At 72.1% G+C, this 25,599-nt stretch carries 17 protein-coding genes and 1 pseudogene; 6 read left to right on the forward strand and 12 right to left on the reverse strand.

Annotated features, from left to right (window positions below):
• Positions 1 to 134: 134 nt before the first annotated feature.
• On the reverse strand, positions 135 to 3,443 hold the full coding sequence (locus ABT085_RS03275; RefSeq protein WP_351601235.1) for a S8 family serine peptidase: 3,309 nt from the start codon (positions 3,441 to 3,443) through the stop codon (positions 135 to 137).
• Positions 3,444 to 3,747: 304 nt separating this feature from the next.
• Here ABT085_RS03275 and ABT085_RS03280 point away from each other — a divergent pair, with 304 nt between their 5' ends.
• The 3 genes and pseudogenes from ABT085_RS03280 (at position 3,748) to ABT085_RS03290 (ending at position 7,634) form a co-directional block, all read left to right on the forward strand.
• Positions 3,748 to 4,191: an NUDIX hydrolase gene (locus ABT085_RS03280; protein WP_351601352.1), complete on the forward strand. Its 444-nt coding sequence runs from the start codon at positions 3,748 to 3,750 to the stop codon at positions 4,189 to 4,191.
• A 291-nt stretch (positions 4,192 to 4,482) separates the two neighbouring features.
• A pseudogene (locus ABT085_RS03285) lies at positions 4,483 to 6,266 on the forward strand (TIGR03767 family metallophosphoesterase).
• Between the two features lie 186 nt (positions 6,267 to 6,452).
• Positions 6,453 to 7,634 carry a glycosyltransferase gene (locus tag ABT085_RS03290; protein WP_351601355.1) on the forward strand — a complete coding sequence of 394 codons (1,182 nt, stop codon included), beginning with the start codon at positions 6,453 to 6,455 and terminating at the stop codon, positions 7,632 to 7,634.
• Positions 7,635 to 7,727: 93 nt separating this feature from the next.
• On the opposite strand, the gene ABT085_RS03295 is transcribed toward ABT085_RS03290, so the two are convergent.
• Both ABT085_RS03295 and pepN read right to left on the reverse strand, forming a co-directional pair.
• Positions 7,728 to 8,777 carry a hypothetical protein gene (locus ABT085_RS03295; protein ID WP_351601241.1) on the reverse strand — a complete coding sequence of 350 codons (1,050 nt, stop codon included), beginning with the start codon at positions 8,775 to 8,777 and terminating at the stop codon, positions 7,728 to 7,730.
• Between the two features lie 225 nt (positions 8,778 to 9,002).
• Positions 9,003 to 11,579 (reverse strand): aminopeptidase N, encoded by a 2,577-nt coding sequence (pepN, locus tag ABT085_RS03300; RefSeq protein WP_351601244.1) that lies wholly within the window; start codon positions 11,577 to 11,579, stop codon positions 9,003 to 9,005.
• Between the two features lie 153 nt (positions 11,580 to 11,732).
• On the opposite strand from pepN, the gene ABT085_RS03305 reads away from it, so the two are divergent.
• Positions 11,733 to 12,395 carry a mycothiol-dependent nitroreductase Rv2466c family protein gene (locus tag ABT085_RS03305; RefSeq protein WP_351601247.1) on the forward strand — a complete coding sequence of 221 codons (663 nt, stop codon included), beginning with the start codon at positions 11,733 to 11,735 and terminating at the stop codon, positions 12,393 to 12,395.
• Positions 12,396 to 12,419: 24 nt separating this feature from the next.
• Here ABT085_RS03305 and ABT085_RS03310 read toward each other — a convergent pair whose 3' ends face one another.
• From ABT085_RS03310 to ABT085_RS03345, 8 genes are all read right to left on the reverse strand, one after another.
• Positions 12,420 to 12,650 carry a hypothetical protein gene (locus tag ABT085_RS03310; RefSeq protein WP_351601250.1) on the reverse strand — a complete coding sequence of 77 codons (231 nt, stop codon included), beginning with the start codon at positions 12,648 to 12,650 and terminating at the stop codon, positions 12,420 to 12,422.
• 134 nt (positions 12,651 to 12,784) lie between these two features.
• Positions 12,785 to 14,191: an amino acid permease gene (locus ABT085_RS03315; RefSeq protein WP_351601254.1), complete on the reverse strand. Its 1,407-nt coding sequence runs from the start codon at positions 14,189 to 14,191 to the stop codon at positions 12,785 to 12,787.
• A 121-nt stretch (positions 14,192 to 14,312) separates the two neighbouring features.
• Positions 14,313 to 15,209, reverse strand: a complete 897-nt coding sequence (locus tag ABT085_RS03320; RefSeq protein ID WP_351601257.1) for a TauD/TfdA dioxygenase family protein — start codon at positions 15,207 to 15,209, stop codon at positions 14,313 to 14,315.
• 14 nt (positions 15,210 to 15,223) lie between these two features.
• Entirely contained in the window at positions 15,224 to 16,564 is a 1,341-nt protein-coding gene (locus tag ABT085_RS03325; RefSeq protein ID WP_351601260.1) for an LLM class flavin-dependent oxidoreductase, read from the reverse strand.
• Positions 16,561 to 17,286: an ABC transporter ATP-binding protein gene (locus ABT085_RS03330; RefSeq protein WP_351601263.1), complete on the reverse strand. Its 726-nt coding sequence runs from the start codon at positions 17,284 to 17,286 to the stop codon at positions 16,561 to 16,563. Before ABT085_RS03330 ends, ABT085_RS03325 begins: the two co-directional genes overlap by 4 nt.
• Positions 17,262 to 18,104 (reverse strand): ABC transporter permease, encoded by an 843-nt coding sequence (locus ABT085_RS03335; protein WP_351601266.1) that lies wholly within the window; start codon positions 18,102 to 18,104, stop codon positions 17,262 to 17,264. The genes ABT085_RS03330 and ABT085_RS03335 overlap by 25 nt, the downstream gene beginning before the upstream one ends.
• A 5-nt stretch (positions 18,105 to 18,109) precedes the next feature.
• The gene (locus ABT085_RS03340; protein ID WP_351601269.1) at positions 18,110 to 19,165 is read right to left on the reverse strand and encodes an ABC transporter substrate-binding protein; all 1,056 of its coding nucleotides are present in this window, start codon (positions 19,163 to 19,165) and stop codon (positions 18,110 to 18,112) included.
• Positions 19,166 to 19,392: 227 nt separating this feature from the next.
• On the reverse strand, positions 19,393 to 20,643 hold the full coding sequence (locus ABT085_RS03345) for an ROK family protein (protein ID WP_502982611.1): 1,251 nt from the start codon (positions 20,641 to 20,643) through the stop codon (positions 19,393 to 19,395).
• Positions 20,644 to 21,144: 501 nt separating this feature from the next.
• Here ABT085_RS03345 and ABT085_RS03350 point away from each other — a divergent pair.
• Complete coding sequence (locus ABT085_RS03350; protein WP_351601274.1) at positions 21,145 to 21,729, forward strand: biotin transporter BioY; 585 nt, start codon at positions 21,145 to 21,147, stop codon at positions 21,727 to 21,729.
• Positions 21,730 to 21,891: 162 nt separating this feature from the next.
• Here ABT085_RS03350 and ABT085_RS03355 read toward each other — a convergent pair whose 3' ends face one another.
• Positions 21,892 to 22,614, reverse strand: coding sequence for an LPXTG cell wall anchor domain-containing protein (locus ABT085_RS03355; protein WP_351601358.1), 723 nt, complete (start codon positions 22,612 to 22,614; stop codon positions 21,892 to 21,894).
• 262 nt (positions 22,615 to 22,876) lie between these two features.
• Here ABT085_RS03355 and ABT085_RS03360 point away from each other — a divergent pair, with 262 nt between their 5' ends.
• Positions 22,877 to 25,549: a protein kinase domain-containing protein gene (locus tag ABT085_RS03360; protein WP_502982606.1), complete on the forward strand. Its 2,673-nt coding sequence runs from the start codon at positions 22,877 to 22,879 to the stop codon at positions 25,547 to 25,549.
• Positions 25,550 to 25,599: the final 50 nt, after the last annotated feature.

A 25,599-nucleotide genomic window follows, 5' to 3' on the forward strand; every position in this document is an offset into this window, starting at 1 on the left:
ACGCCGTCCCCCGGAACGGCGCGCCCCACGCCGGGGCCCTGCCCCACTCCGGCACCCACCCCGGGGAGTCCGCACGGGGCGACTTGACGGGGCGGGCGCCCGTGGGACCCCCGCCCCCGATGCCGTACCCGACGTTACGGCGTGACCTTCTCGATCTTCACGCTCGCGATGCCGGCGACCGTGCCGCGCGCGTTCACCAGCTGGGCCTGGCCGAAGAACTCGCGTCCCTCGGGCGCCGGGGCCAGCGCGGTGACCGAACCGGAGACCGACGCCGAGGCGCCCGTGCCGAGCTTCACCGGCGCGGAGGCGTCGACGGAGACGGAGCCCAGGGCGGCGGAGAAGAAGACGTCCTGGTAGTCGTAGTCGGTCGAGCCGGCCGGGACGGAGTAGCCCGCGACCGCGATGGTGTACGTACCGGCGGCCGGCGAGGCGATGGAGACCGACTCCTCCGAGTCGCCGTCCGCGGACTGGGCAACCTGGTTGCCGCTGGCGTCGTAGACCGTCAGGTCGAGGTCGGCGGACGTGTCGGAGACGTTGCCGATGGCGACGTCCAGGGACTTGGCGCCCGCGGGCACCTCCACCGTGGTGGTCTGGGTCTCACCCTCCTTGATGGCGGGACGGGCCGACTTGGCCGAGCCGAGCGGGCCGCCCACCAGCGTGCCGTCGAGGGCCGCGAAGTTGTTCGTGACCTTCCAGGAGGCGGCGGACGGGACGCCCACCTTGGCCTCGGGCACGGTCACGGTCTCCGGGTCGAAGGCCGCGCCGAGCACGGCGACGTCGAGCTTGTACGGGTTGTCGAGCAGCGGCGAGGTGCGGCGCGACTCGACCTCGATCTCCCACACGCCCGGCTGCGGGTCGGCGTACGCGCGCACGTCGGGCTTGCAGCCGTTGCCGTCGAGGTAGTTGTTGTAGCAGAACGGGGTGCTGGTGTTGTCGACCGGGACGCCGTACGGGTGGATGGCGATGAAGCGGGTCTGGCTCTTGTCCTTCAGACCGCCGATCGCGACCTCCAGCGACTTGGCGCCCGCGGGCACGGTCACGAAGTACGACTTCGAGCTGTTGCGCTGCACGGTGCCGGACGCGGCGTAGGTGTACTTCACCGGCGCCGAGACCACGACCGTGGCCAGGATCTGCTTGTCGGTGCCCTCGGTGCGCGGGTCGTCGACCTCGAGGATCGCGCTCTTGATGCCCGCGGACCTCGGCGCGGCCTGGACCTTGACGGTCACCGGCTGGTTCAGCGGCAGCTTGACCTCGTCGGAGCCGACGATCCGGAAGGTGCCGGCGGCGTTGTTGGCGAGGTGCAGGTCGTGCCGGATCGCCTTGGCGGAACCGGACGTACGGGTGATGGTGATGTCGTACGTCTTCTTGTCGCCGGCCTTGAGGCCGCCCTCGCGGTCGTAGAGGCCGGTGCCGAAGCCCGGCGTCTTCAGCGCGTAGTCGATCGCGGTGTCGACCGGGGCCTTGACGGTGTAGTCGTGGGCGGTGGCGCCGTCCTTGATGGCGTCCCAGGCGTCCACGATGTCGATGCTGCCCGCACCCTCCTCGTACGCCTGCACATCCTTGATGTGGTGGGCGGTGGAGGTCAGCGCCGTGCGCAGGGTGGCCGGGGTGAGGGCGATGCCCTTCTGCTTCGCGGCCGACAGCAGCAGCGCCGAGGCGCCCGCGGCCTGCGGGGAGGCCATCGAGGTGCCCTGGAGCATCGAGTAGCCGGCCGGCAGGGTGTAGCCCGCCTCGGCGACCGGGGCGCCCGGCAGCCAGGTCTGGGTGGTGTTGATGGCGGCGCCGGGGGCGACCAGGGTCGGCGTGAAGCCGCCGTCCTCACGCGGGCCGCGCGAGGAGAACGGCAGCAGCGCGTACTTCTTGGTCACGGCCGAGCCGTAGTTGGCGGCCCAGGTCTCCTTGGAGATGCCCGCGCCGACCGAGATGACCTTGTCGGCCAGACCGGGGTCGCCGATGGTGTTCGCACCGGGGCCGGAGTTGCCCGCGGAGATCACCAGCTGGACGCCGTAGGTGTCGATGAGCCGGGTGTAGAGCTCGGAGCGCGCGTTGTTGCCGTCGTTCAGCGCCGGCAGGCCGCCGATCGACATGTTGACGATGTCGACACCGCGGTTGACGACCAGGTCGATCATGCCCTCGGTGAGCGCCACGTTGGTGCAGCCGCCGGTCCAGGTGCAGGCACGGGACGAGACGATCTTCGCGCCCGGGGCCGCGCCGTTCATCTTCCCGCCGAACAGGCCGTTGGCGGAGGTGATGCCGGCGACGTGCGTGCCGTGCTCGGACTCGATGACGCCGATGTTGACGAAGTCGACCTTCTTGCCGACCCAGTCGCCGCCGTAGGGGTCCATCGGCACGTCCTTGCGGATCTGCACGACGAACGGCTGGCGCTCGACGACGTCGGTCGCCGGGTTGTCGGTACCGAAGTAGCCGACCTGGTAACCGTCCTTGTACGGCTTCATCGGCGTGTCGTCGGTGAAGTCGAAGTTGTTGTTCAGGTCGACCCGGACCGTGCCGGCCGCCGCGTCGTACAGCACGCCCCACGAGTCGGTGGTGTCACCGTCGCGGTTGGCGTCACCGGCCGCGTCGCCGCCGGCGGTGTACGACTCCTTGAAGGTGCTGATCTGGTACGAGCCGGCCGGCGCCGTCCAGGTGCGGCCGCCGTAGGCGAAGGAGGCCCCGGACACCGAAGTGACCATCGGGCGCCAGGTGTTGTCGCTGTCGACGATCGGGTCGGTCGCGGTCACCCAGTCGACGATCTTGCGCTCGCCGGTGGTGGTCTTCTGCAGCGCCGGGTGGCCCAGGTCCACGCCCGAGTCGAGGATGCCGATGGTGACCCCGCGGCCGTCCGCCTTCGGGTGGTCCTGCACGAAGTCGACGGCACCGGTCTCGAAGGACGGGTTGTACGGGTTCTCGGCGGGCGTCTTCTTGCCGGGCGCCGGGTAAGTGACCGTCGAGGAGCCGGACTTCGCGCCCCGGGCGGTGTCCGCGGTGGGCGTCGGGTCGTCGAGCTTGATCTCCTGGCGCAGGTCGATGGCCTGCACGGAGGACAGCTTCGCGGCGGCGGCGATGGCCGCGTCCGCCTGGCCCGTCGGAACGGTGGCGCGGACGTAGCCGAGCTTGTCGTAGGTCCGGCCGACGGAGCCGCCCTTGACCGCGTCCAGCTTGTCCGCGACCTGCTCGGTCTGGCCGGGCGTGGTGGCGACCATCATCGTGACGGTCTTGTCGCCGTCCGCCTTGGCCGCGGCGAGCCGGTCGGCGTCGTCGGAACCGAGCTTCTCGTCCGCGGACTTGACGCCCGGGTCCGCCGTGGCGGGGGCCTGGCCGGCGGAGAAGGCCATGGGTATCGGTCCCGCCGCGGACAGCGCGGCCACCAGACCGGCGGCCACGGCGATACGGACCACGCGTCTGGCGCCGGTTATGGGTTCACGCTGAGGGGTGAGGGTCATCGGCATCCCTTGCAGGTAAAGGAACGAGCGCGGTGCGACGGGCCCGATCGGCCCTGGTCGCGATCGTCCGGACTACGGCCCCGGACGGTCGCTCAGCTTTACCCAAGGGGCAAGTGTTTGGGGAGGGTTGACCGAAACAAGATGAATGTATGGGGAAAACCCCCGATGGATTTTACGGACACGAGTGGTCATCCTGTGACATTCCTGTGAGCGTTTCTCGGGAACTCCGGGCACGGAATGTCCACTTGAGTGAACGGGTGATCACACTTCGGGTTAACCTCGCCGGGTGCGCCAGAAGTTGAGGGTGGCGGCCTATGCCGTCTGCGTCCGCGAGGGGCAGGTCCTGCTCGCCCGGTCGTCCGCGCCCGACGGTACCCCCGAGTGGGTGCTGCCCGGCGGCGGCATGGAGCACGGCGAGGACCCGTACGACACCGTCCGGCGGGAGCTGGCGGAGGAGACCGGCTATCGGATCGAGGTCACCGGCCTGCTCGGGGTGGACTCCGTCCGGCACGCCGTCCGGCGCACGGGGCTGCGCCGCGCCACCGACCACCACGGCGTGCGGCTCGTCTACGAGGGCCGGGTGGTCGGCGGCGAACTGCGCAACGAGGTCGGCGGATCCACGGACCTGGCCGCCTGGCAGGACCTGACGGCCGTGCCCGGCCTGCCCCGGGTGCCGCTGATCGACGTGGCGCTGACGCTGTGGCGCGGGCGTCCGGCCGCGGGACACCTGGGAACGGCCCCGGAGTAGGTCTGCCCTGCCGGAGCGCGGGTGCCCTCCGCGGGCGGCCGTGCCCGCCGGGGAGCTGCCGTGCTACCCCGGAAAATGAACGCGCAGTGACCGCCCACGGGCCGTTCGACGAGCGGTCGCGGACCTCCCGGGTGGTCCGTGATCCACGTACGGCGATGGGTGTCGCACGTTGCGGCCTCGTTCACGCCCAGGTCACCCCCGGTGCCAAGCATCCGGTACGAGTGGGCGGTTCGCCATCGGCGGGCGCCCGCGACCACCGCCGACGCGTTCGCACCCTGGGGAGATCGCGCCATGTCGCGCATACGCTCAGTGACCACGTCCGTGCCGGGAGTCGACCGGCGCTCCGTCCTCGCCGCCACCGCGGCCGTGTCCCTCGCGGCGGGCGTCGGCTACGCCCTGCGGCCCGCCGACAGCCAGGCCGCGCCCGCGACCGTCCCCCAGGCCGCGCCGGCCGCCGACGTTCCCGCCGGCGAGGCCCCCTCGCCTCGTCCCGCCCCACGGCGGCCGCCGCCCTCGCCCCGTACACCCGGGGCACCACCCTGGCGACCGTCGCCGCCCCGCGCACCGCCTCCGGCTACCGCCGGCTCGGCGACGGCCCCGGCTGGCGGCGCGTCGTCCGCGACGACCTGGCCGCCGCCAAGGCGGGCCGCGCGGACCGCCGTACCGCGCTCGCCGCCTTCGTGCAGCTCACCGACCTGCATCTGATCGACAGTCAGCACCCGCTGCGGCTGGAGTTCCTGCGCTCGGCCGACGTCGACCGCTGGCGGCCGCACGAGGCGCTGACCGTGCACGGCGCCGTCTCCCTCGTCGAGCGCGTCGACGCGCTGCGCGCCGGCCCCGTCACCGGTTCGCCGCTGCACTTCGCGATGACCACCGGCGACAACACCGACAACAACGCCCGTACCGAGCTGGAGTGGTTCCTGACCGTCATGAGCGGCGGCCGCATCACCCCGAACTCCGGTGACCCGCGGCACTACGAGGGCGTGCAGAACTCCGGCCTCAAGCTGTACTGGCAGCCCGACCAGGCCCTGCGCGACGCCGACAAGCAGCGCGGCTTCCCGCACCTGGCGGGCTTCCTCGCCGCCGCGACCCGGGAGCTGCACAGCCCCGGCCTGAACCTGCCCTGGTACTCGACCGTCGGCAACCACGACGCCCTGCCGCTCGGCTGCTACGGGCACGGCGACTCCTACCTCGCCGAGTACGCGGTCGGCGGCAGGAAGCTCATGACCCTGGACCCGGCCGAGGGGGTGAAGCTGGAGCGGCTCATCTCCGGGGCCACGGACCCCATGGGTACGGCCTTCCGCGACCTGCTCGAGGCGCACGCCCGCGACATGCGCCGGGTCACCCCGGACGAGCGCCGTGCCCCCTACACCCCGGCCGACTACCTCAAGGCCCATCTGGACCCCGCGTACACCGGTCCCGGCCCGCTCGGGCACGGCTACTCCGCGGCGAACCTGTCGGCCGGCACCCAGTACTACAGCTTCCGGATCGCCGACGACGCGCTCGGCGTCAGCCTCGACACCACCGACCCGGGCGGCCACTACGAAGGCTCCGTCGGCACCGCCCAGCTGAAGTGGCTGGAGCGGACCCTGCGGGAGCACGCGGACTCTTACGTGATCGTCTTCAGTCATCACACCAGCGGCTCCATGTCGAACACCCGCCCGGATCCGGCCCGGCCGCACGAGACCCGGCACTCCGGCGCCGAGGTCGTCTCCCTGCTCGGCCGCCACCGCAACGTGCTGGCCTGGGTGAACGGCCACATCCACCGGAACGTGATCACCTCGCACACGTCCGCCGCCGGGCACTCCTTCTGGGAGATCTCCACCGCCTCCCATGTCGACCACCCCCAGCTCGCCCGGGTGATCGAGCTCACCGACAACAAGGACGGGACCCTCTCCGTCTTCACCACCCTGATCGAGTCCGCCGCCCCGCACCGCACGGACTTCGCCGACCTCTCCCAGACCGGCCTCGCGGCCCTCTACCGCGAGCTGGCCTTCAACACCCCGGGCGCCCGCACGCAGCGGGCCGGCGAAGCACGGGACCGCAACACCGAACTGGTGCTCAGGAAGAGCTGAGCGCGGCGTCGGGCGGAGCCCCGCGACGGGAGTGGACGTGTCGACGAGCTGCCACGGACACGAAGTACGGAGTTCACGCTCAAGCAATGTCGGTATCGCCTCATATCGGCTAACCCGCACTTCACGGGGATGGCCAGATATTTGTGCAAGGCGGGTGGTCGTGTGCGTACCGGACGCGGACTGCGGGTGCTGTCGGTCTACGAAGGCTTCTTCTCCGGCGGTGCCCGGATCGTGCACAGCGATGTGGTGCTGGGGCTGCGAGAAGGCGGACAGTACCAACGGGTCCTGAGCGTGTACGCGGAGGTGCACCGCGAGGCCACCCGGCAGCTGATGGAGGACGACGCCTGCTACCGGGCGCTGACCGCGGCCGGGGTGGGGGTCGGCTCACTCGGCCGTACGCTCGGCGGGAGAGGTGATTCGGCCGTTTTCAGCGGCCCGGAACTGGCCGAAACAGCGCGTGCGATGGCGGATGTCGACGTGATCCTGTCGCTCAAGGAGCAGCCCCTGTCCCTGCTCAACCAGGCGGGCCTGCCGCGCCGCCCGGTGGTGGTCGCACTGCACCGCTCGGACCCCGAGAACCAGGGCCCGGCGCTGGACGAGCTGCGGACCGCCATCGCCGACGGCACCGTGGCGGCCTGTGTCTGCTGCGCCGAGTCCACGCGGGCCGCGTACCAGGCCGCCGGGGTTCCCGCGGAACTGCTGCACGTGATCCCGAACGGGGTGGACCTGGTGCGCTTCCGGCCCGACCCGGCCCGCCGGGTCGCGCTGCGCGCCGAGCTCGGCATCCCGGACACCGCGCCGGTGGTCGTCCTGGCGGCCCGGTACGCGGCGATGAAGAACGTCCCGCTGTTCCTGCGGGCCGCCCGCGCCTGGCTGCGCGACCGGCCGGACGGGCACGTGCTGTTGTGCGGGGCGGGCATGACCGGCGCCAACGCGGAGCTCGGGGCGGACATCGCGGACGCCTTCGGCGGCGAGTGCCCGCCGGCCGGGCGGGTGCACCTGCTGGGGGTGCGGCGCGACATGGAGGTCGTGTACGCCGGGTCCGACGTGGTCGCGCTGACCTCGTCCTGGGGCGAGGCGGCCCCGCTGTGCCTGATCGAGGGCATGATGTGCGGCGCGGTCCCGGTGACCACCGACGTGGGGGACAGCTCGGCGATCGTGAACGGGCTCGGGTTCGTCACCCCGCCGGACCCGCAGGCCGTGGCCCGCGCCTGGGACGAGGCGGTCGCGGGGCGCGGCGCCCTCGCACCGGCCCTGGCGGCCGCCCGCGAGCGCTTCAGCCGGACCCGCATGATCGCGTCGTACGCCGAGCTGATCGACCGCGTGCACGCGGGCGCCACCCGTCCGTCGCTCCCGGAGACGCTGTAGGACGGGTCCCGGGAGCGCGGGACGCACGAGGAGGGACCGCCGGCTCGGCCCGGTGGCCCCTCCTCCCCCTCCTGGTGCCGCCCCGGTCCGTCACTACCGGGGCAGCACCACGACATACGCGGCGGGCTCACGGTCGCGCGACGCCATCAGCGCCGTACGGATCACCGCCGCCTGCTCCTCCATCGCGTCCCTGAGCCGCTTGGGGGTGACGTGGACGACCGTGATGCCCAGCCGCTCCAGGTGCTCGCGCTTGCGGGCGTACTCGGACCACAGCGCGTCCTCGTCCCGGCGGGGGGCGCGGGTGTCCAGCTCCACCGCCACCGCCTGCTCGGGCCAGTAGGCGTCCAGGCCGCCCAGGTGCGGGCCGCCCGGCAGCCGCAGGTCGACGTTCCAGACGGGGTCGGGCAGACCGTACGCGCCGACCATCCGGTACAGGCGGTCCTCGGCGACCGCCCGGCGCTCGGCCACCAGCGAGTCCACGGCGTCCACCACATGCGCGCGCCCGAGCAGCCCCGCCTGATTCAGCTCCCGTACGACGACCGAGGGTTCGCAGCGGCCGCCGTGGACCGCCTCGGTCAGCAGACGGCGTACGGTGTCCGCGTCCGCGATGCCTGCCACCGCGTCGGCCAGGGCGCGCGGGACGGGGGCCAACGGCAGACCCGTGACCTGGTCCGGGACGGGCAGGTCCGCGGTGCGCACGATCCGCGCGCAGCCCGCCGAGCGCAGCCGCCGCAGGCGCGGGACCAGGACGTCGAGATGCTCCAGGGACGGCAGCGGGGGAGTGCCGGCGAAGCCGTGCAGGGTCAGCGCCGCCAGCCCCGTGATCATCGTGTCGGCGTAGTACGGACGGTGGGGTTCGTCCGCGCTCGGCTGCGCCGGCACCGCGGGGCGTGCCGACTCGCGGGCCGCGTACATGAGCACCGCGTGCAGTCGTTCCTCACTGGTCGGTGGGCCGGGACGGAGCAGGAACACGCCCGGCAGGAGCTGCTGCCAGGGGCCGCCGGCCCGGCACCGCTCGTTCGCCTCGGCGGGCGGGACGCCGTGGGCGCGGAGCTGGTGGGCCGTCATGACACGGCGGTGCACCTCGAAGGGGCGGCGCACGGGGCGGGGGGAGAGCGGGGGGAGCGGGGTGTTGTGGTTCATGACCCGGAGGTTCCCGTGCCCGGTCCGCCCCGTAACCCGTGTTACACAGCTGTTGACAAATGCGGACAAGGTGGCACTAAAGGACGGGTGTTCGGGTGCCGAAAAGGCGCGGAAAACCCCTGGTCCGTTCGGGGCGGACCAGGGGTTACGGTTCCTATTGCCTGAATTCCGTAACGGCTATTTCCTGAATTCCGGAACAGCTGCGGAGTGTGCGGTCCCGGGGGCTCAGGCGTCCGCCGCCGCGTCGCAGGCCTGTCCGCGCAACGCGCGCGCCAGGTCGTCCCGCGCCTCCAGCACCAGCCTGCGCAGCGCCGGAGCCGCCTTCTCGTGGGCCGACAGCCAGGCGTCGGCGGCGTCCAGCGTCTCCTGGGAGTCCTGGAGCGCGGGGAACAGGCCGCGCACCACGTCCATGCCGATCTGGATGGACCGCTCGGACCACACCCGGTCGATGACCGCGAAGTACTTCTGCGTGTACGGCGCGAGCAGATCCCGCCGGGAGGGCTGGGCGAAGCCCCCGATCGTGGCCTCGACGAGCGCGTTGGAGAGCGCGTCCGACTCGACCACCTGCGCCCAGGCCTGCGCCTTGACCGCCGCCGAGGGACGGGCGGCCAGACAGCGGACCTGGTGGCGCTTGCCGGACGCCGTGTCGTCGCGGGCCAGTTCGGCGGCGAGCACCTTCTCGTCCGCGACCCCGTGCGCCGCCAGCGGCTCCAGGAACGCCCAGCGCAGCTCCTGGTCGACCACCAGCCCCTCGATCTCCTCCGTCCCCTCCAGCAGGTCCTTCAGCAGCTGGAGGTCGGCCGGAGTGGACGCCGCGGTCGCGAAGAACCGCGCCCACGCCAGCTGGTGTTCGCTGCCCGGCTCGGCCGACCGCAGCTCGGCCAGCGCGCCGTCCGTGAGCAGCCGCCCGCCCGTCTCGCGCCACTGCGGTGCCACATAGTTGACCAGCGCGGAGTCGGCCCAGGCGTGCAGCATCTGGAGCACGCCGATGTCCGACTCGCGGCCCGCGAAGCGCAGCACCAGATCGACGAAGTCCCGGGCCGGCAGCAGCGCGTCCCGGGTCAGGTTCCACAGCGCCGACCAGCACAGGGCGCGGGCCAGCGGGTCGGTGAGGTCGCCGAGGTGGGCGCGCAGCGTCTGGAGCGAGGTGTCGTCGAAGCGGATCTTGCAGTACGTCAGGTCGTCGTCGTTGACCAGGACCAGCTCCGGCGTCTGCGCCCCGGCCAGCTCCGCCACGACCGTACGCGGGCCGTCGACGTCCGCCTCCGCGCGCGCGTAGCGCTCCAGGGCGCCGTCCGCCGTACGCCGGTACAGGCCGATCGCCACCCGGTGCGGGCGCAGCTCGGGGTGGGACTCGGCGGCGTCCTGGAGCACGGCCAGCTCCGCGACCCGGCCCTGCTCGTCCAGCAGCACCTGCGGGGTCAGCGAGTTGACGCCGGCCGTCTGGAGCCAGGAGCGGGCCCATGCGGCCATGTCCCGCCCGCTGGTCTCCTCCAGCACCGACAGCAGGTCGCCCAGCCGGGTGTTGCCGTAGGCGTTGCGCTTGAAGTAGCGCCGGGCGCCTTCCAGGAACGCGTCCTGGCCGACGTACGCCACCAGCTGCTTCAGGACGCTCGCGCCCTTGGCGTAGGTGATGCCGTCGAAGTTGAGCTTGGCGTCCTGCAGGTCGCGGATGTCCGCGGTGATCGGGTGGGTGGAGGGCAGCTGGTCGGCGCGGTAGGCCCAGGCCTTGCGGCGGTTGGCGAAGGTGATCCAGGCGTCGGTGAAGCGGGTCGCGCCGACGTTGGCGAAGGTGCCCATGAAGTCGGCGAAGGACTCCTTCAGCCACAGGTCGTCCCACCACACCATGGTGACCAGGTCGCCGAACCACATGTGCGCCATCTCGTGCAGGATGACGTTCGCCCGCGCCTCGTACGACGCCTGGGTCACCTTCCCGCGGAAGATGTACTCCTCGCGGAAGGTCACCAGGCCCGGGTTCTCCATCGCGCCGAGGTTGTACTCCGGCACGAACGCCTGGTCGTACTTGCCGAACGGGTACGGGTAGTCGAAGTGGTCGTGGAAGAAGTCCAGCCCCTGCTTGGTGACCAGGAAGACGTCGTCGGCGTCGAAGTAGGGCGCCAGGCCCTTGCGGCACAGGGCGCCGAGCGGGATCCGCAGCGTCGTGCCGTCGTCGAACGTACGGGAGTAGGAGTCGGTCACATAGTGGTACGGGCCCGCCGTCACACAGGTGATGTACGTGGAGATCGGCTTGGTCTCGGCGAACCGCCACACCCCGTCGGTGAGTTCACCGGCGCCGTTGCTCCACACCGTCCAGCCCTCCGGCGCCCGCACCTCGAACCGGAACGGGGCCTTGAGGTCGGGCTGCTCGAAGTCGGCGAAGACCCGGCGGGCGTCGGCCGGCTCGTACTGGGTGTACAGGTACACCTCGCCGTCCTCCGGGTCGACGAAGCGGTGCATGCCCTCGCCGGTGCGGGAGTACGCGCACTGCGCGTCGACGACCAGTTCGTTGTCGGCGGCGAGGTCCTCCAGCAGGATCCGCGACCCGTCGAAGACGGCCCCCGCGTCGAGGTCGCGGCCGTTGAGTGAGACGGCCGTCACACTCGGCGCGACCAGGTCGGCGAAGCTCGTCGCGCCAGGTTCGGCGCACCGGAAGCGGATCGTGGTCACCGAGCGGAAGGTGCGCGGCTCCCCGTCCCCGTCGCCGACGGCGGAGCGCAGGTCGAGGGACACCTCGTACCCGTCGACGGACAGCAGGGCGGCCCGCTCCCGGGCCTCGTCACGGGTCAGATTCTCACCGGGCACGGGCGGCACTCCCTCTGGATGTGTCGGACACGTCATGGGACACGACGGAACAGGACCGATCCTGCCATGCACCCCTGACGCCGGGCACGAGGGAATGCGGCGGCACAGGCCGGTGTTGCCAATCCCCGAACCTCGCGTATCCCTAGGAGAGCCATGTCCGACACCGCTTCCGTGTCCGCCAAGACCCCCGTCGACTTCTGGTTCGATCCGCTGTGCCCCTGGGCGTGGATGACGTCCCGGTGGATGCTGGAGGTCGAGAAGGTCCGCGACATCGAGGTCCGCTGGCACATCATGAGCCTGGCCGTGCTGAACGAGGACCGGCTGGAGGAGCTGCCGGAGGAGTACCGGGACATGCTCGAGACCAAGGCGTGGAAGCCGGTGCGCGTGGTCACCGCGGCCTGGCAGAAGCACGGCGCCGACGTCCTCGGCCCGCTCTACACCGCCCTCGGCACCCGCTTCCACAACAACGGCGAGGGTCCCACCCTGGAGGCCATCGCCGCCGCCCTGGCCGACGTCGGCCTGCCCGCCGACCTGATCGACTACGCCGAGCAGAAGGACTTCGAGTTCGACGCCGAGCTGCGCGCCTCCCACAAGGAGGGCATCGAGAAGGTCGGCCAGGACGTCGGCACCCCGGTCATCGCCGTGCCCGGCTCCGACGGCGAGCAGATCGCCTTCTTCGGCCCGGTCGTCACCCCCGCCCCCAAGGGCGAGGAGGCCGCCCGCCTCTGGGACGGCACCCTCGCGGTCGCCTCGGTCCCGGGTTTCTACGAGATCAAGCGCACCCGGACCAAGGGCCCCGACTTCAGCAACCTCTGAGCGGCAGGGGCCGCCCGGGGGCGGTCACGGTGTCTCGGGCGGGGCGGGCACCCGGAAGCTCTCCGGCAGGCTCGCCCCGTCCCGCTTGGCGTACCAGCGCTGGAAGCGGAGGCAGCCGGCGGCGGTGCAGCGCCAGAAGTCGTGCACGTACCGGTCCTCGACGAGGGCGCGCACGGCGTCCTTCTCCTCGTCCGTCAGCGGTCTGAAGTCCTGCATGTCCCCGCAGTTGCGGCAGTCCAGGTACTTGGTGGTCACCCGTGCCTCCGTCCTGTCGCTCCTCTCGTACCACCGGAACGACGGCGCGCGCCACGGCACGGACGCAGGCTCGCGCGACGCCGAAGGGCCCACGCGCGGCAGACGCGAGGGCCCTTCGGCGTGGCGACGAGCGTTCAGCCGCGGGCGCGGGAGCGCTGCCTGGCGTAGCCGGCGGCCGCCAGGAACACCGTCATCGCGCCCGTCGCGTACAGCTGCACACGGGTGTCGGGCTCACGGGCCATCAGGACGAAGATGCCCGCCATCCCGGCCAGCGCCACCCAGGTCAGGACCGGGAACGCCCACATCCGCACGGCGAGTTTCTCCGGCGACTCCTGCTCCAGCCGGCGGCGCAGCCGCAGCTGCGAGACGGCGATGAAGAACCAGACGACCAGGATGACCCCGCCGATCATGTTCAGCAGCCAGGGGAAGACGTCGTCGGGCCGCCAGTAGCTGAGGACCACGCAGCCGAAGCCGAAGACGCAGGAGGCCAGTACGGCCACGCGCGGCACCCCGCCGGACACCCGGCCCAGCGCCTTCGGGCCCTGGCCGCGCTCCACCAGCGAGTACGCGATGCGCGAGGAGCCGTAGATGTTGGCGTTCATCGCGCTCAGCAGCGCCACCAGCACGACCACGTTCATCAGCTGGCCGGCGCCCGGGATGCCGAGGTGGTCGAGGGCGGCGACGTACGGGCCCTTGTCGACGACCTCCTTCGAGTCCCAGGGGACCAGGGTGACGATCAGCGCCATCGACCCGATGTAGAACACCGCGATGCGCCACATCGCCGTACGGACCGCACTCGCCACCCCCTTGACCGGGTTCTCCGACTCGGCGGCGGCGATGGTGACCGTCTCCAGGCCGCCGTAGGCGAAGACCGAGGCGAGCAGGCCGATCACCAGGCCCTCGCCGCCGTTGGGGAGGAAGTCGGTGAGGTGGGAGACGCCAGGGGAGTCGGTGCCCGGCAGCACGCCGGCCACGGCCAGCCCGCCCAGCACCAGGAACAGGCTGATCGCGCCCACCTTCAGGGCCGCGAACCAGAACTCGAACTCGCCGAAGTTCTTCACCGCGGCCAGGTTCGCCCCGCAGAAGGCGACCATGAACAGCGCCACCCAGGCCCACTCGGGGGTGCCCGGCAGCCAGCCCGTGACGATCTTCGCGGCGCCGATGCCCTCCAGACCGACGGCCGTGCACAGCAGCACCCAGAAGGACCAGCCGGCGGTGAAGCCCGCCCAGGGGCCGATCGCCCGCTCGGCGTGCGCGGAGAAGGAGCCCGAGGACGGGTGCGCGGCGGACATCTCGCCGAGCATCCGCATCACCAGCATCACGAGGAGGCCGGAGACGGCGTAGGCGACGACGATCGACGGCCCGGCGGCGGCGATGCCGGCGCCGGAGCCGACGAACAGTCCGGCGCCGATCACGCCACCGAGGGCGATCATCGACAGATGGCGCTGCTTCAGTCCGTGTGCGAGGGATCCGGAGGCGGAGGAGGCGTCGTCGCGCCTGTCCTGCTGCGGCGGCGTCTCGACCGTGGTGTTGTGGGGCATGGGCGCGGCTCGTCCAGTGCGTGAGAGGGCTGCGAACGCCCACAGTCTGGACAGCCCATCCGACTGCCGGGAAGGAGTGCCCGATATTCGGACACTCGCTTCACGTGCCGTGATCCTCCGGTCACACCGGAACCGGGGTGTAGTGAGAGGCGTCACCCTCGATCGCGTAGCTCTCCTTGCCCTCGATGCCCACCGGCACGTCACCGGCGACCGTCACCCGGTGCAGCCGCCGGGGCGCGCGGTCGTAGTTGTCGACGGCGTAGTGCTGGGTGATCCGGTTGTCGAACAGCACCAGCTGGTTCTCCGACCAGCGCCAGCGCAGGACGTTCTCCGGCCGGGTGACGTACGCCTGGAGCAGGTCGAGGATCTTGCGGGACTCGCCCGGCGACAGCCCCACGATCCGCTGCGCGAAACCGCCGACGAACAGTCCGCGCTCCCCGGTCAGCGGATGCACCCGGACCACGGGGTGGACCGTGCGGTACTTGATCGACGTGAACCGGGCGCGCTGGGCGGCCTGCTCCTCGTCGATCTCCTCCTGCGGCACGGCGTAGTCGTAGTCGTTGGTGTGCTCCGCCCACAGCGTGTCCGCGAACCGGCGCAGCGGCTCGGGCAGGTCGCGGTAGGCGGCCGCCGAACTGGCGATCAGCGTCTCGCCGCCGTACGGCGGGACGGTGATGCTGCGCAGCGTGCTGGCCTGCGGCGGGTTGAGGACGAAGGTGACGTCCGTGTGCCAGTGGTTGGCGGCCCGGCCGCGCTCGCTGTCGACGGGCAGCACGTTCGGGGCGCCGTCGACCGCGCCGACGGTCGGATGCGCGGTCGTCAGGTCCCCGAAGTGGCGCGCGAAGGCCTGCTGGCCCTCGTCGTCCAGGCCCTCGGCGTCGAAGGCCAGCGCCTTGTGCACATTGAGCGCCTCGCGCAGCGCGGCGGCGGTCTCCTCGTCCAGCGGCCGGGTGATGTCGACGCCGGATACCCGGGCGCCGATGTTCGCGGTGATCTTCTGGATACGTACGTCGGTCATGACGGGTGTTCCCTTCAGACGAGCGCGGGTGCGCCGGCGGTGTACTGGTTGGCGGGGCGCGGGAGGCCGTAGCGCTCCCGCAGGGTCTGGCGCGGTCCGTACTCCGTGCGGAGCAGGCCGCGGGCGCGCAGGACCGGGACGACGTGGTCGACGAAGGCGTCGAGACCGGAGGGCAGGACCGCGGGCATGATGTTGAAGCCGTCGGCGGCGCCCTGCGTGAACCACGTCTCGATCTTGTCGGCGACCTGCTCGGGCGTACCGGCGAAGGTGAGGTGGCCGCGGCCGCCGCCCAGCCGTCCGATCAGCTGCCGGACGGTGAGGCGTTCGCGCCGGGCCAGCTCCACCACGAGCGTGTAGCGGCTCTTCGCGCCCTCGATCGCGCTCTCCGGCGGCAGACCGGCGGGCAGCGGGGCGTCGAGTTCGAGGGTGCCGGGCGGCAGGCGCAGCAGGTTCTCCAGGTGGGCCACCCCGTGCCGGTGCACGATGTGCTCCTCCAGCACCTGCTCGGCGGCGCGTGCCTCGGCCTGCGTGGAGCCGACGACCGGGACGATGCCGGGCAGCACCTTGAGATGGCCGGGATCACGCCCGGCCGCGGCGGTGCGGGACTTGAGGTCGGCGTAGAAGGCCTGCGCGTCCTGGAGGGTCTGCTGGGCGGTGAACACCGCCTCCGCGTAACGGGCCGCGAACCGCTTGCCGTCCTCGGAGGAGCCCGCCTGCACCAGCAGCGGGTAACCCTGCGGGGTGCGTGGCACGTTGAGGGCGCCCTCGACGCTGAAGTACCTCCCCCGGTGCCGGGGCGGATGGATCTTGGCGGCGTCGCCCCAGATTCCGGCCGCCTTGTCGGCGACGACCGCGTCGTCCTCCCAGCTGTCCCACAGCTTGAGGGCCACGTCGAGGAACTCGGCGGCGCGCGCGTACCGCTCGGCATGGGCGGGCTCCGCGTCCAGGCCGAAGTTGCGGGCCGCCTCGGCGCCGGCGGTGGTGACGATGTTCCAGCCCGCCCGGCCGTCGCTGATGAGATCCAGGGACGCGAACTTGCGGGCCAGGTTGTAGGGGGAGTTGTAGGAGGTGGAGGCGGTGGCGATCAGACCGATGTGCCGGGTCGCCGTCGCCAGCGCGGTCAGCAGGGTGAGCGGCTCCAGGGCGCCCGAGGGCCGCTGGCCCACGCTGTTCCACAGCTGGGGTCCGTCGGCCAGGAACAGCGAGTCGAAGGTGCCGCGCTCGGCGGTCCGCGCCAGCCGGACGTAGTGCTCCAGCCGGACATGGGCGTGCGGGTCGCTCTCGGGCAGCCGCCAGGACGCCTCGTGGTGGCCGGTGTTCATCAGGAACGCGTTCAGGTGCAGTTGCCGGGTCATGCGAGGTCCTCCGTCACGCCCAGGGCGGCGAGCAGCCGCTCCCGGTACTCGCCGAGCAGCGGGTCCCGGTAGGAGCGCGGGTGCGGGCGGTCGATGGTCAGGTCGAGGCCGATGCGGCCCCGGTCGAGGACGAGCACACGGTCGGCGAGCACGATCGCCTCGTCCACGTCGTGGGTGACGAGCAGCACGGACGGCCGGTGGCGCTCCCACAGTTCGCGCAGCAGGTGGTGCATCCTGATCCGGGTCAGCGCGTCCAGCGCGCCGAACGGCTCGTCGGCGAGCAGCAGTTCGGGCTCCCTGACCAGGGAGCGGGCGAGCGCGGCCCGCTGTGCCTCACCGCCGGACAGCTCGCTCGGCCAGGCCCGCTCACGGCCGGCCAGCCCCACCTCGGCGAGTGCCGCCCGCCCCCTGTCCGTACCGTCCGTGCCCAGCAGTACGTTGTCCAGCACCCGCCGCCAGGGCAGCAGCCGCGAGTCCTGGAAGACCACGGACACCCGCTCGGGAGCCGCGAGTTCCCCGCTCCCGGTGACCTCGTGGTCCAGGCCCGCGACGGCCCGCAGCAGGGTCGACTTGCCCGATCCGCTGTGCCCGAGGAGGGCGACGAACTGCCCGGCGGGGATGTCCAGGTCGATGCCGTCGAGGACGGTACGCCCGCCGAAGGACCGGGTCAGGCCCCGCAGCCGTACGGCGGGACGGGTCAGTTGCTCAGTGTGCGGCGCCACGACAGCACCCTCCGTTCGACGAGACGGACCGCGCTGTCGGAGACCAGACCGAAGACGCCGTAGATCAGCAGACCGACGAGGATGACGTCCGACTGGCCGTAGTTCTGGGCCTGGAACATCATGTAGCCGAGGCCGCTGGTGGCGTTGATCTGCTCCAGGACCACCAGGCCCAGCCAGGAGCCGGTGACTCCGAGCCGCAGTCCCACGAAGAACCCGGGCAGCGCACCGGGGATCACGATCTCCCGGACGAACCGGAGCCTGGACAGGCCCTGCACCTCGGCGAGTTCGACGAAGCGGTGGTCGATGCCGGACAGCGCGGCATGGGTGTTCAGGTAGATCGGGATGTAGACGACGATCGCGATGATCGCGATCTTGAAGGTCTCGCCGATGCCCAGCCACAGGATGAACAGCGGGATCAGACCGAGGACCGGGATCGCCCGGTTGAGCTGCACGGTCCCGTCGATCAGCGCCTCCCCGGTCCGGCTGAGCCCGGACGCGAGCGCGAGCACCACGCCGGCGGTCAGACCGAACGCGAAGCCGTACGCCGCGCGTTCGAGGGAGGTGAGGACATCGGTGGGCAGGGTCCCGTCGGTCCACAGCCGGACCCCGGTGTCCAGTACGGTCCAGGGCGCCGGGACCGCGGCCGTGTCCAGCCGGCCTGCGGCGGAGGCCCCGGCCCACAGGGCGAGCAGCAGGAGCGGCCCGGCCAGCCGGGCGGCGGGCAGGCGTTTTCCGGGAGCCAGGCCCCGGCGTCGCCGCCGCGGCTGCTCCGTGGCCACGGCGGCGGGGGCGGCCGTGCCCAGGGTGGTGACGGTCATGGCGGTCAGCTCCGGTACTCGGCGGGTACGGACTTCGCGGCGATGCCCTCGAAGCGGTGGTCGAAGAGGGAGGAGACGTCGAACTTCTTCACGAAGCCGCCCTCCGCGAGCAGATCGGCGGTCTCCTGCTCCCAGGCGATCGCCTCGTCCCAGCTCGGCGGGAACAGCGGCTTGTTGGCGAGCGCGGTGATCGCCCGAGCCTGGGCGAGGGTCAGGTTCTGCGTCTTGACGTAGAACTCCTCGTTCCAGCGGTCGGGGTTCTCGTACTGCCACACCTGGCCCTTCGCCCACTGCGGGATGTACGCGGCGACCGCGGCAGCCTTCGCCCGGTCGGCGAGCACCGACGCGGGCGCCCACAGCAGGTTGAGCAGGTCGACGACGTCGGTGGTGATCGAACGGGCGCCCTTGGACCCGTACTGCTGGAGGTAGGCCGGCGCCTGGCTGTTGGCGAGCGGGGCGACGTCGACCTGGCCGGACTGGAGCGCGGTCAGGAACTGGTTGCTGGTCAGCGGGACCAGCGTCACGTCGTCGTACTTCAGGCCCGCCTTCTTCAGCGCGCGCAGCAGCACGACACCCTGTGCCTGCCCCTGCGAGAACGCCAGCTTCTTCCCCCTGAAATCGGCGACGGTCCGGATGTCGCTGCCGGGCTTGGTGGCGAAGAGATAGTTCGGCTTACGGGTGACGTCGATCGCGACGATCTTCGCGTCATAACCCTGGTAATGCGCCTGGATCGGCGGGATGCCCGCGTTGTTCGCCACGTCCAGGGATTTCGCCCGGAAGGCGTTGATGACATCGGGACCGGCCCCGATGTTCACCCAGCTCGACACCGTGAAAGGCAGTTCGGGCAGTTTCGCCAGCTCGAACTGCAACTGCTGCACGTTCTGGTACGAGGCGATCTTCAGGCTGGTGCCGGCCGGTACCCGGTCGGCGAGCGGGGCCGTGGCGGCGCCCTTGTCGGTGGCGGCCGCGCTGGTCTCGGCGCAGCCGCTGAGCCCGGCGACACCGGCCGCCGCACCGAGCAGCGAGGCGAGAAACACCCGACGGTCATAGGAAGAAGGCATGGGAGTACCCCTCAGGGGAAAGCGTCGAAAAGGTGCGTACGGCATTCCGGGCACGGCGGTGCCATGACGGGGAATCCGCGTGAGAAAGTCAGCCGGGAAACGGCTGGGAAGACAGCGAGAAGGGTGCGCTCCCGGCGCACCGGGGCGTCAGCAACAGAAAGTGCGACAGCTCATGCGAACATCGTCCTGTCCGGTCGGGAAGCCTGTCAACATTCGGAGTTTCTGAATTAATTCGGTTCGGACGACACGGTGAGCGGATCCCGGTAGAGGACGTCCAGGGCCACCGCGCCGCCCGCCACGGCCAGGACGAGGTCCCGGAAACCGGTGGGCGCGACGCACCCCGCCCGCTCCGCCCCCACCTCGTCCCGCAGCGCGTCGAGACAGTCCTGCCGGAACAGCACGCCCAGCTCGGTGACGACGACCCGCTCCGGGTTCAGGACGTCCAGCAGCAGCCCCGCGGCCCGCCCCGTCATCCGCGCCCGCTCCCGCAGCAGCCGGACCGCCACCGGGTTCCCGGCGTCCGCCGCGGCCAGCACCCGCATCGGGTTGTCCCCGTCGACGACCCCCGCCTCCCGGGCCCGCCGGCACAGCGTCCGCTCGCTCAACTCGGCCTGGAGGCAGCCGGTCCGGCCGCAGCCGCACGGCTCGGTGCCGCCGGCCAGCGGCAGATGCGCGACGGATCCCGACTGGGAACGGGGACCGTGGTGCACCTCGTCATGCGTGGCGAACGCGGCGTCGACCACGTTCCCCGCGAACAGATGCAGCACGCTGCGGCTGCCGCGCGCCTGCCCGAACAGGCGCTCCGCGTTGACCAACGCCCGCGCGTGGCCGTCCACATGGACCGGCAGCCCGGTGCGCGCCGCGAGGACCTCCCGCACCGGCACCTCGCGCCAGCCGAGCAGCGGATGCTCGACGACGGTGCCGGAGTCCCGGTCCACCCAGCCACCGACGGCCACCCCGACACCCAGCGGCCGGCTGCCGGCCGCCCCGGCCAGCAGCGCCGCCAGCCCCTCGGCCGCCCGCGCCAGCACCTCGTACGGCTCGGTGCCGCGGTGCTTCAGCTCCCGGCGCTCCAGCACCCGCCCGCGCAGATCGAGCAGCGCGACCGTGGTGAACGGCACCGCCACATGTACCCCGCCCACCACGAACCGGGAGTCGTCCAGGTCGAGGGGCACGTGCGGGCGCCCCGCGCCCTTGGCGCGTCCGGGCGCGGCGGCCTCGCGGACGAGCCCGATCCCGGCGAGCCGGGCCACGTGGTCGGTCACCGACGCCGGGGACAGCCCGGTCAGCCGGGCGATCGTGCTGCGCGCGACCGGCCCGTGCTCCAGCACCGACCGCAGCACGACACTGGCGCTGGTACGACGCCGGTCGCTGTCCGCGACGCGGGGCACCGGCGACGGCGCCGACGCGCGGGCCGCCGGAGTGCGGGCGGCCGGGGTGCGGGCGGCCGGGGTGCGGGAGGCCGCGGTACGCGGCAGGGAGAGGGGTGCGGGTAGGGGAGTGGGCGTGGGCATGGGGCATCTCCTCGGGAGCCGGTCCGACACTGCGCCGTCAGCTGACGTGAGGCGCGCCGGATCGCTCCGCCCGCCTCACCCGCCGAGGCGACAGGTGGCCGTGCCCTGGCGTCGCAGGTCGACATAGCGACGCGACGAGAAGTACCGGGCCTGAGCAACCATGCGGTCGAAGCTAGCAAAACGGCGGACCCCTGCCCAGACGGCGACCGACGGGCGAGACGGCCCCCACGGCACGCTCCGACGGCGTTGGTGAATCCCTACAGAAACCCGCCGTACCACTTCCCGTTGCCCATGCCACCCGACCTCAGTGACCGGCATCACGCCGGAGTGTGCGTAGCCGACGATCTTTGTCCGAAGCCCACCAAGGCCTTGATCCTCCCTTTGTCGACCACTGACGGTGATCACGCCACGACCGCTGGGATAGCGTCACGGTGTCCCTCGCCGCCCAGCCTCCGCGGAGTCCCCATGAGCACCGCTGCCGCCACTGCCACCGCCCGGCCCGGACAGGTCCTCGCCGACCTGCTCCCCGCGTCCCGCGTCCGGGACATCGCCCTCGTGCTCGGCGGCGCCGCGCTGACCGGCCTCGCGGCCCAGCTCTCGGTCCCGGTCCCGGGCTCCCCGGTGCCGGTGACCGGCCAGACCTTCGCCGCCCTGCTGGTGGGCACCTCCCTCGGCGCCGGCCGCGGCTTCCTCGCCCTCGCCCTGTACGCGGTGGCGGGCGTCGCCGGTGTGCCGTGGTTCGCCGAGGGCACCTCGGGCGGCGCCGCACCGTCCTTCGGTTACGTCCTGGGCATGCTGCTCGCGTCCGCCGCCGTGGGCGCGCTGGCCCGCCGCGGCGCTGACCGCTCCGTGCTGCGCATGGCGGGCACGATGCTGCTCGGCGAGGCGATCATCTACGCCGTCGGCGTTCCCTACCTGGCCCTGGCCACCGGGATGTCCGCCTCCGCCGCGATCGCGGCCGGCCTCACCCCGTTCCTGATCGGCGACGCGCTGAAGGCCGCGCTGGCGATGGGCGCGCTGCCCGCCGCCTGGAAGATCGCCAAGCGCTGACGCCACGGGGTCTGTCCGACAGGCCCCGGCACCCGCGCAAGCGGGAGCGGAAGAGGTTCGCCGGGTCGCACTGCGACAGCACTCCGGCGAACCTCTTCGTCGTTCCCGGGGCGGACTCGAGGCCTGCCGGGCTCACGCCTGCTGGGCTCAGGCCCGCCGGGCTCAGGCCCGCCGGGCCCGCGGTGGCCGCTGCGACCACCACAGCCCCGCCGCGCCCGCCAGGACCAGCGCCGCACCGGCCGCGCCCAGCGGCAGTACGTCACGTCCGACGCCGGTCTTGGGCAGCTCGTCGCCGCCCGGCGCCACCGGCTGGTTGTCGGTGCCGAGCAGCAGCGGGGTGGCAGGGGCGTTCGGCGACGGGTTGGACGTGCCGAACGGGACCGGTCCCTGCTGCCAGAAGGTCTTCTTCCCGTCGGCGGTCTGAACCGGCAGGCAGATCTTCCCGGTCTTGCTCAGGTCGTACGTCGCGGAGACGTCGTACGACTTCGACTTGCCCGCCGCGAGATCGCCGACGGCGCAACTGAAACCGCTGTTCGAACCGGACGGCAGATCCTTTTTCGCGATCGCCGAGCAGCCCTGGACATCCGTGACTTCGAGGCCGTCGAAACCGACCACCAAAAGCCTGATGTCACCGCTGTTCTTGGTTCCCTCGTTTTTCACCGTGGCTTTGATCGCCGTCTTCTTCGAGCCGTTGTCGACCGAGATCTTCTCCGGCAGCAGCGTGGTCAGTTTCACGCCCGCCGGGGCCTCGTCAACAGCCTTTCCCCCCTTGTCGCTACCCGGTCCCTGGTCATCGGCGACGGCCGTGAACGGAAGGATCATCACGGCCGAAAAAGATGCCGTGACCAGCGATCCCGCAATGGCCTTCATTCGACGAGAACTCATGTTCGTCCCCCTTGCGTCCCCCTGGACTGCGCCTGAATCCGCAGTACTTGAAGAGGTACCACAAGATTTCTCCGCACTATGCTGGTACGGCAGCAAGTGTGACTATTGCGTGTCAGGGGAGACCGGGCGGACTGCCGAAGAGGGGGGTGCGGCGGAAGTGCAGGGAAAATCGGGAGACTTGGGGAATCCGGGAAACCCGGGCGATGCGGGAGGCGAGGGGGGTGCGGGAAACCCGCGGAGCGGCGGAGTTCCGGGGCTGCTGGTGACGGGACGTTATCGGCTGGTCGAGAGCATCGGGCAGGGCGGAATGGGGCGGGTGTGGCGAGCCGTCGACGAAATTCTCGACCGGCTCGTCGCCGTCAAGGAAATGCGCATCGACGGACTCGACGCGGAGGACACGCGCACCCGTCGCGAACGCACCCTGCGCGAGGCACGGGCGACGGCCCGGATCGACCATCCCCACGTCGTGCGGGTGTACGACGTGGTGGACGAGGGCGAACGCCTGTGGATCGTGATGGAACTCGTGGCCGGCCGCTCCCTGGAGCGGGCCATCGCGGAGGACGGACCGCTGAGCCCGGGGGAGACGGCCCGTATCGGCCTCGGCCTCGTGGCGGCGCTGCGGCAGGTGCACGCCGGGGGCGTCCTGCACCGTGACATCAAACCCGGCAACGTCCTGGTGGAGAGCGGCGGGCGGCGCGTCGTCCTGACGGACTTCGGCATCGCCGCGATCCAGGACGCCAAGGCGCTCACCATGGTCGGCATGCTGGTGGGCTCCCCCGACTACATGGCCCCCGAGCGGATCTCCGGCCGGCACCAGGGCCCGCCGTCCGACGTGTGGTCCCTGGGTGCGACCCTCTGCGCCGCGCTGGGCGGCCGCTCCCCCTTCTCCCGCGGTACGACCCTGGCGACACTGCACGCGGTCCTCTACGAGGAGCCCGAACTCCCCGCCTCGGCCGGTCCGTTGCGCGCTCTGCTGGCCGCGCTGCTGGAGAAGGAGCCGACGGTACGGCCGTCCCTGGAGGACGTGGAATCGGCCCTGCGGCCGATCGCGTTCCCGGAGCCGACCCCGACGCTGGCGGTCGGCGGCGCGCCGGGGCTGTCCGGGGCCTCCGCGGCGGCGCAGCCCGACACGTCCACCGACGCCACGTCCCCCACCGAGCCGCAGCGACCGAACGAGCCCGCCCCGCCGACGGCGCCCGAGCCGGAACGGCAGGCACCGGGGGAGACCGGGCCGGCGGCGGGGGAGGGGGGAGACGGGCCGCGGTCGGGGTACGGGACCGGGCCGTCGACGGTGCACGAGGACCAGACGTGGACAGCGGCCGGGCCGGAGGCAGGGAACGCCGCGGCACCGGGCTCCGGGGAGGCTTCCGTCATCCCGACGGTGGCCGGTTCCGCCCCCGAGGCCGCCGGAGAGCCCGCGTCCGCGGTCCCGGCACGGGCCCCCTCCACCCCCGGTACGCCACCCGTCCCCTCGCCCGAGCCCGAGGCGCCCTCGGCGGCGCCCCAGGGCCTGACTCCGGCTGTCGGGGACCTGGATCCGGCGGCCCGGGAACCGGCCCCGGAAGCCCAGGACGCAGCTGTGGCCGACGCGGATCCGGCGCCTGGCCCCCGGGACTCGGCGCTGGCCGCCCGGGATCCGGCCTCGGACCCTCAGGACGCGATTCCGGCCGCCGGAGAGGACGCGGACCTTGGCTCTGAGGGGCCGGTCCTTGGCTCCCAGGATTCGGTCCTTGGCGCTCAGGACCTGGCCCTGGCTGCCCGGGGTTTATCCCCAGATCCCCAGGACCCGGCCCTTGTCCCCGAGGGTCCGGCCCCGACCGCAAGGGACTTGCCCCCGGTCGCCCAGGATCCGGCCCCGACCGCAAGGGACCTGCCCCCGGTCGCCCAGGACTCGGTCCCGTCCGGACAGGATCCGGCCTCCGGGGGTCGGGACACCGGCCCCGGTGTCGAGTCGCCCACCAGGGTCCTGCCCCGGCTGCCGGGGGCGTCGTCCACCCCGGTCTCCGTGGACGGCGCCCGGGTGCCGGACATCCGCGATCCGAGGCAGCCCGCTCCCGCCCCCGTACGGGAAACCGCAGCCGAAACCGTCTTCGAGGCACGTTCGGAAGCCTGGTCGGAGGCGCGCTCGGAGGCGCGTTCGGAGGTGCGCTCCGAGACCTCCTCCAGCAACGCGGGCAGCAGCGGCAACGCCCGCAGCACCGGCGATCCGGGCCGTACGGAGGACGCAGGGGTCACGGGTCCCGCCGGTGCCGCCGGCCGCACCCCGGAGTCCGGACCGCGCGCCGCGATGCCGTCCTCCCCGGCGAGGGCCCGGCGCCGTACGGCCGTCCTGGCCGCCGCCGGTGCCGTGGCCGCCACGGGCGCGGTCGTCGCGGTGGTGCTGGCGATGTCGTCCTCCCCGCCCGCGGGAACCCGTGCGGGCGGCTCCTCGCCGCAGGCCTCCGCCTCCGCCACGGCTCCGACCGGCGGCACCCCCTCGCCCACGGTCGAGGGCACCTTCCGGCCGCCCAGCCTGCCGCCGGGCGCGCACCAGGAGGCCGGCGGCTTCGCGTGGGTGACGCCCAAGGGCTGGCGGCGGGACGTGAAGACGGGCGCGGAGGTGCACTACACCTCGCCCGACGGCACCCAGGAGCTGGTGGCCAAGTCCTCGCTGGCCCGGGGCGATCTGATGGACACCTGGCGGACCTCGGAGCAGAACGCCCACCAGGGCCAGGGCTATCGCAAGATCCGTCTGGACGAGACGACGTTCCGCGGCAACCCGGCGGTCGTCTGGGAGTACACGTTCACCCTGAAGGGCGTCCAGTGGTACGCCAGACTGCTGGGCTTCGACGCGGGCGGCAAGTCGTACCAGATCAACACCTGGTACCAGCCGCAGATCGAGAGCCGGGCCGTGCGGACCTACAACCAGGTCAAGGACGGCTTCACGCTGCTGTGAACCGGCCAACCGGCCAACCGGCCAACCGGCCGACCGGCGGACCCGTGGGC

It is taken from the genome of Streptomyces sp. NPDC002265 (assembly GCF_040296125.1).
Lineage (GTDB): Bacteria > Actinomycetota > Actinomycetes > Streptomycetales > Streptomycetaceae > Streptomyces.

What these genes read in the sequence shown, in the direction of transcription:
- ABT085_RS03275 (WP_351601235.1), bottom strand. Translation starts at nt 3,443, where the DNA reads ATGACCCTCACCCCTCAGCGTGAACCCATAACCGGCGCCAGACGCGTG.
- ABT085_RS03295 (WP_351601241.1), bottom strand. Translation starts at nt 8,777, where the DNA reads ATGAACCACAACACCCCGCTCCCCCCGCTCTCCCCCCGCCCCGTGCGC.
- ABT085_RS03305 (WP_351601247.1), top strand. Translation starts at nt 11,733, where the DNA reads ATGTCCGACACCGCTTCCGTGTCCGCCAAGACCCCCGTCGACTTCTGG.
- ABT085_RS03315 (WP_351601254.1), bottom strand. Translation starts at nt 14,191, where the DNA reads ATGCCCCACAACACCACGGTCGAGACGCCGCCGCAGCAGGACAGGCGC.
- ABT085_RS03320 (WP_351601257.1), bottom strand. Translation starts at nt 15,209, where the DNA reads ATGACCGACGTACGTATCCAGAAGATCACCGCGAACATCGGCGCCCGG.
- ABT085_RS03325 (WP_351601260.1), bottom strand. Translation starts at nt 16,564, where the DNA reads ATGACCCGGCAACTGCACCTGAACGCGTTCCTGATGAACACCGGCCAC.
- ABT085_RS03335 (WP_351601266.1), bottom strand. Translation starts at nt 18,104, where the DNA reads ATGACCGTCACCACCCTGGGCACGGCCGCCCCCGCCGCCGTGGCCACG.
- ABT085_RS03340 (WP_351601269.1), bottom strand. Translation starts at nt 19,165, where the DNA reads ATGCCTTCTTCCTATGACCGTCGGGTGTTTCTCGCCTCGCTGCTCGGT.
- ABT085_RS03350 (WP_351601274.1), top strand. Translation starts at nt 21,145, where the DNA reads ATGAGCACCGCTGCCGCCACTGCCACCGCCCGGCCCGGACAGGTCCTC.
- ABT085_RS03355 (WP_351601358.1), bottom strand. Translation starts at nt 22,614, where the DNA reads ATGAGTTCTCGTCGAATGAAGGCCATTGCGGGATCGCTGGTCACGGCA.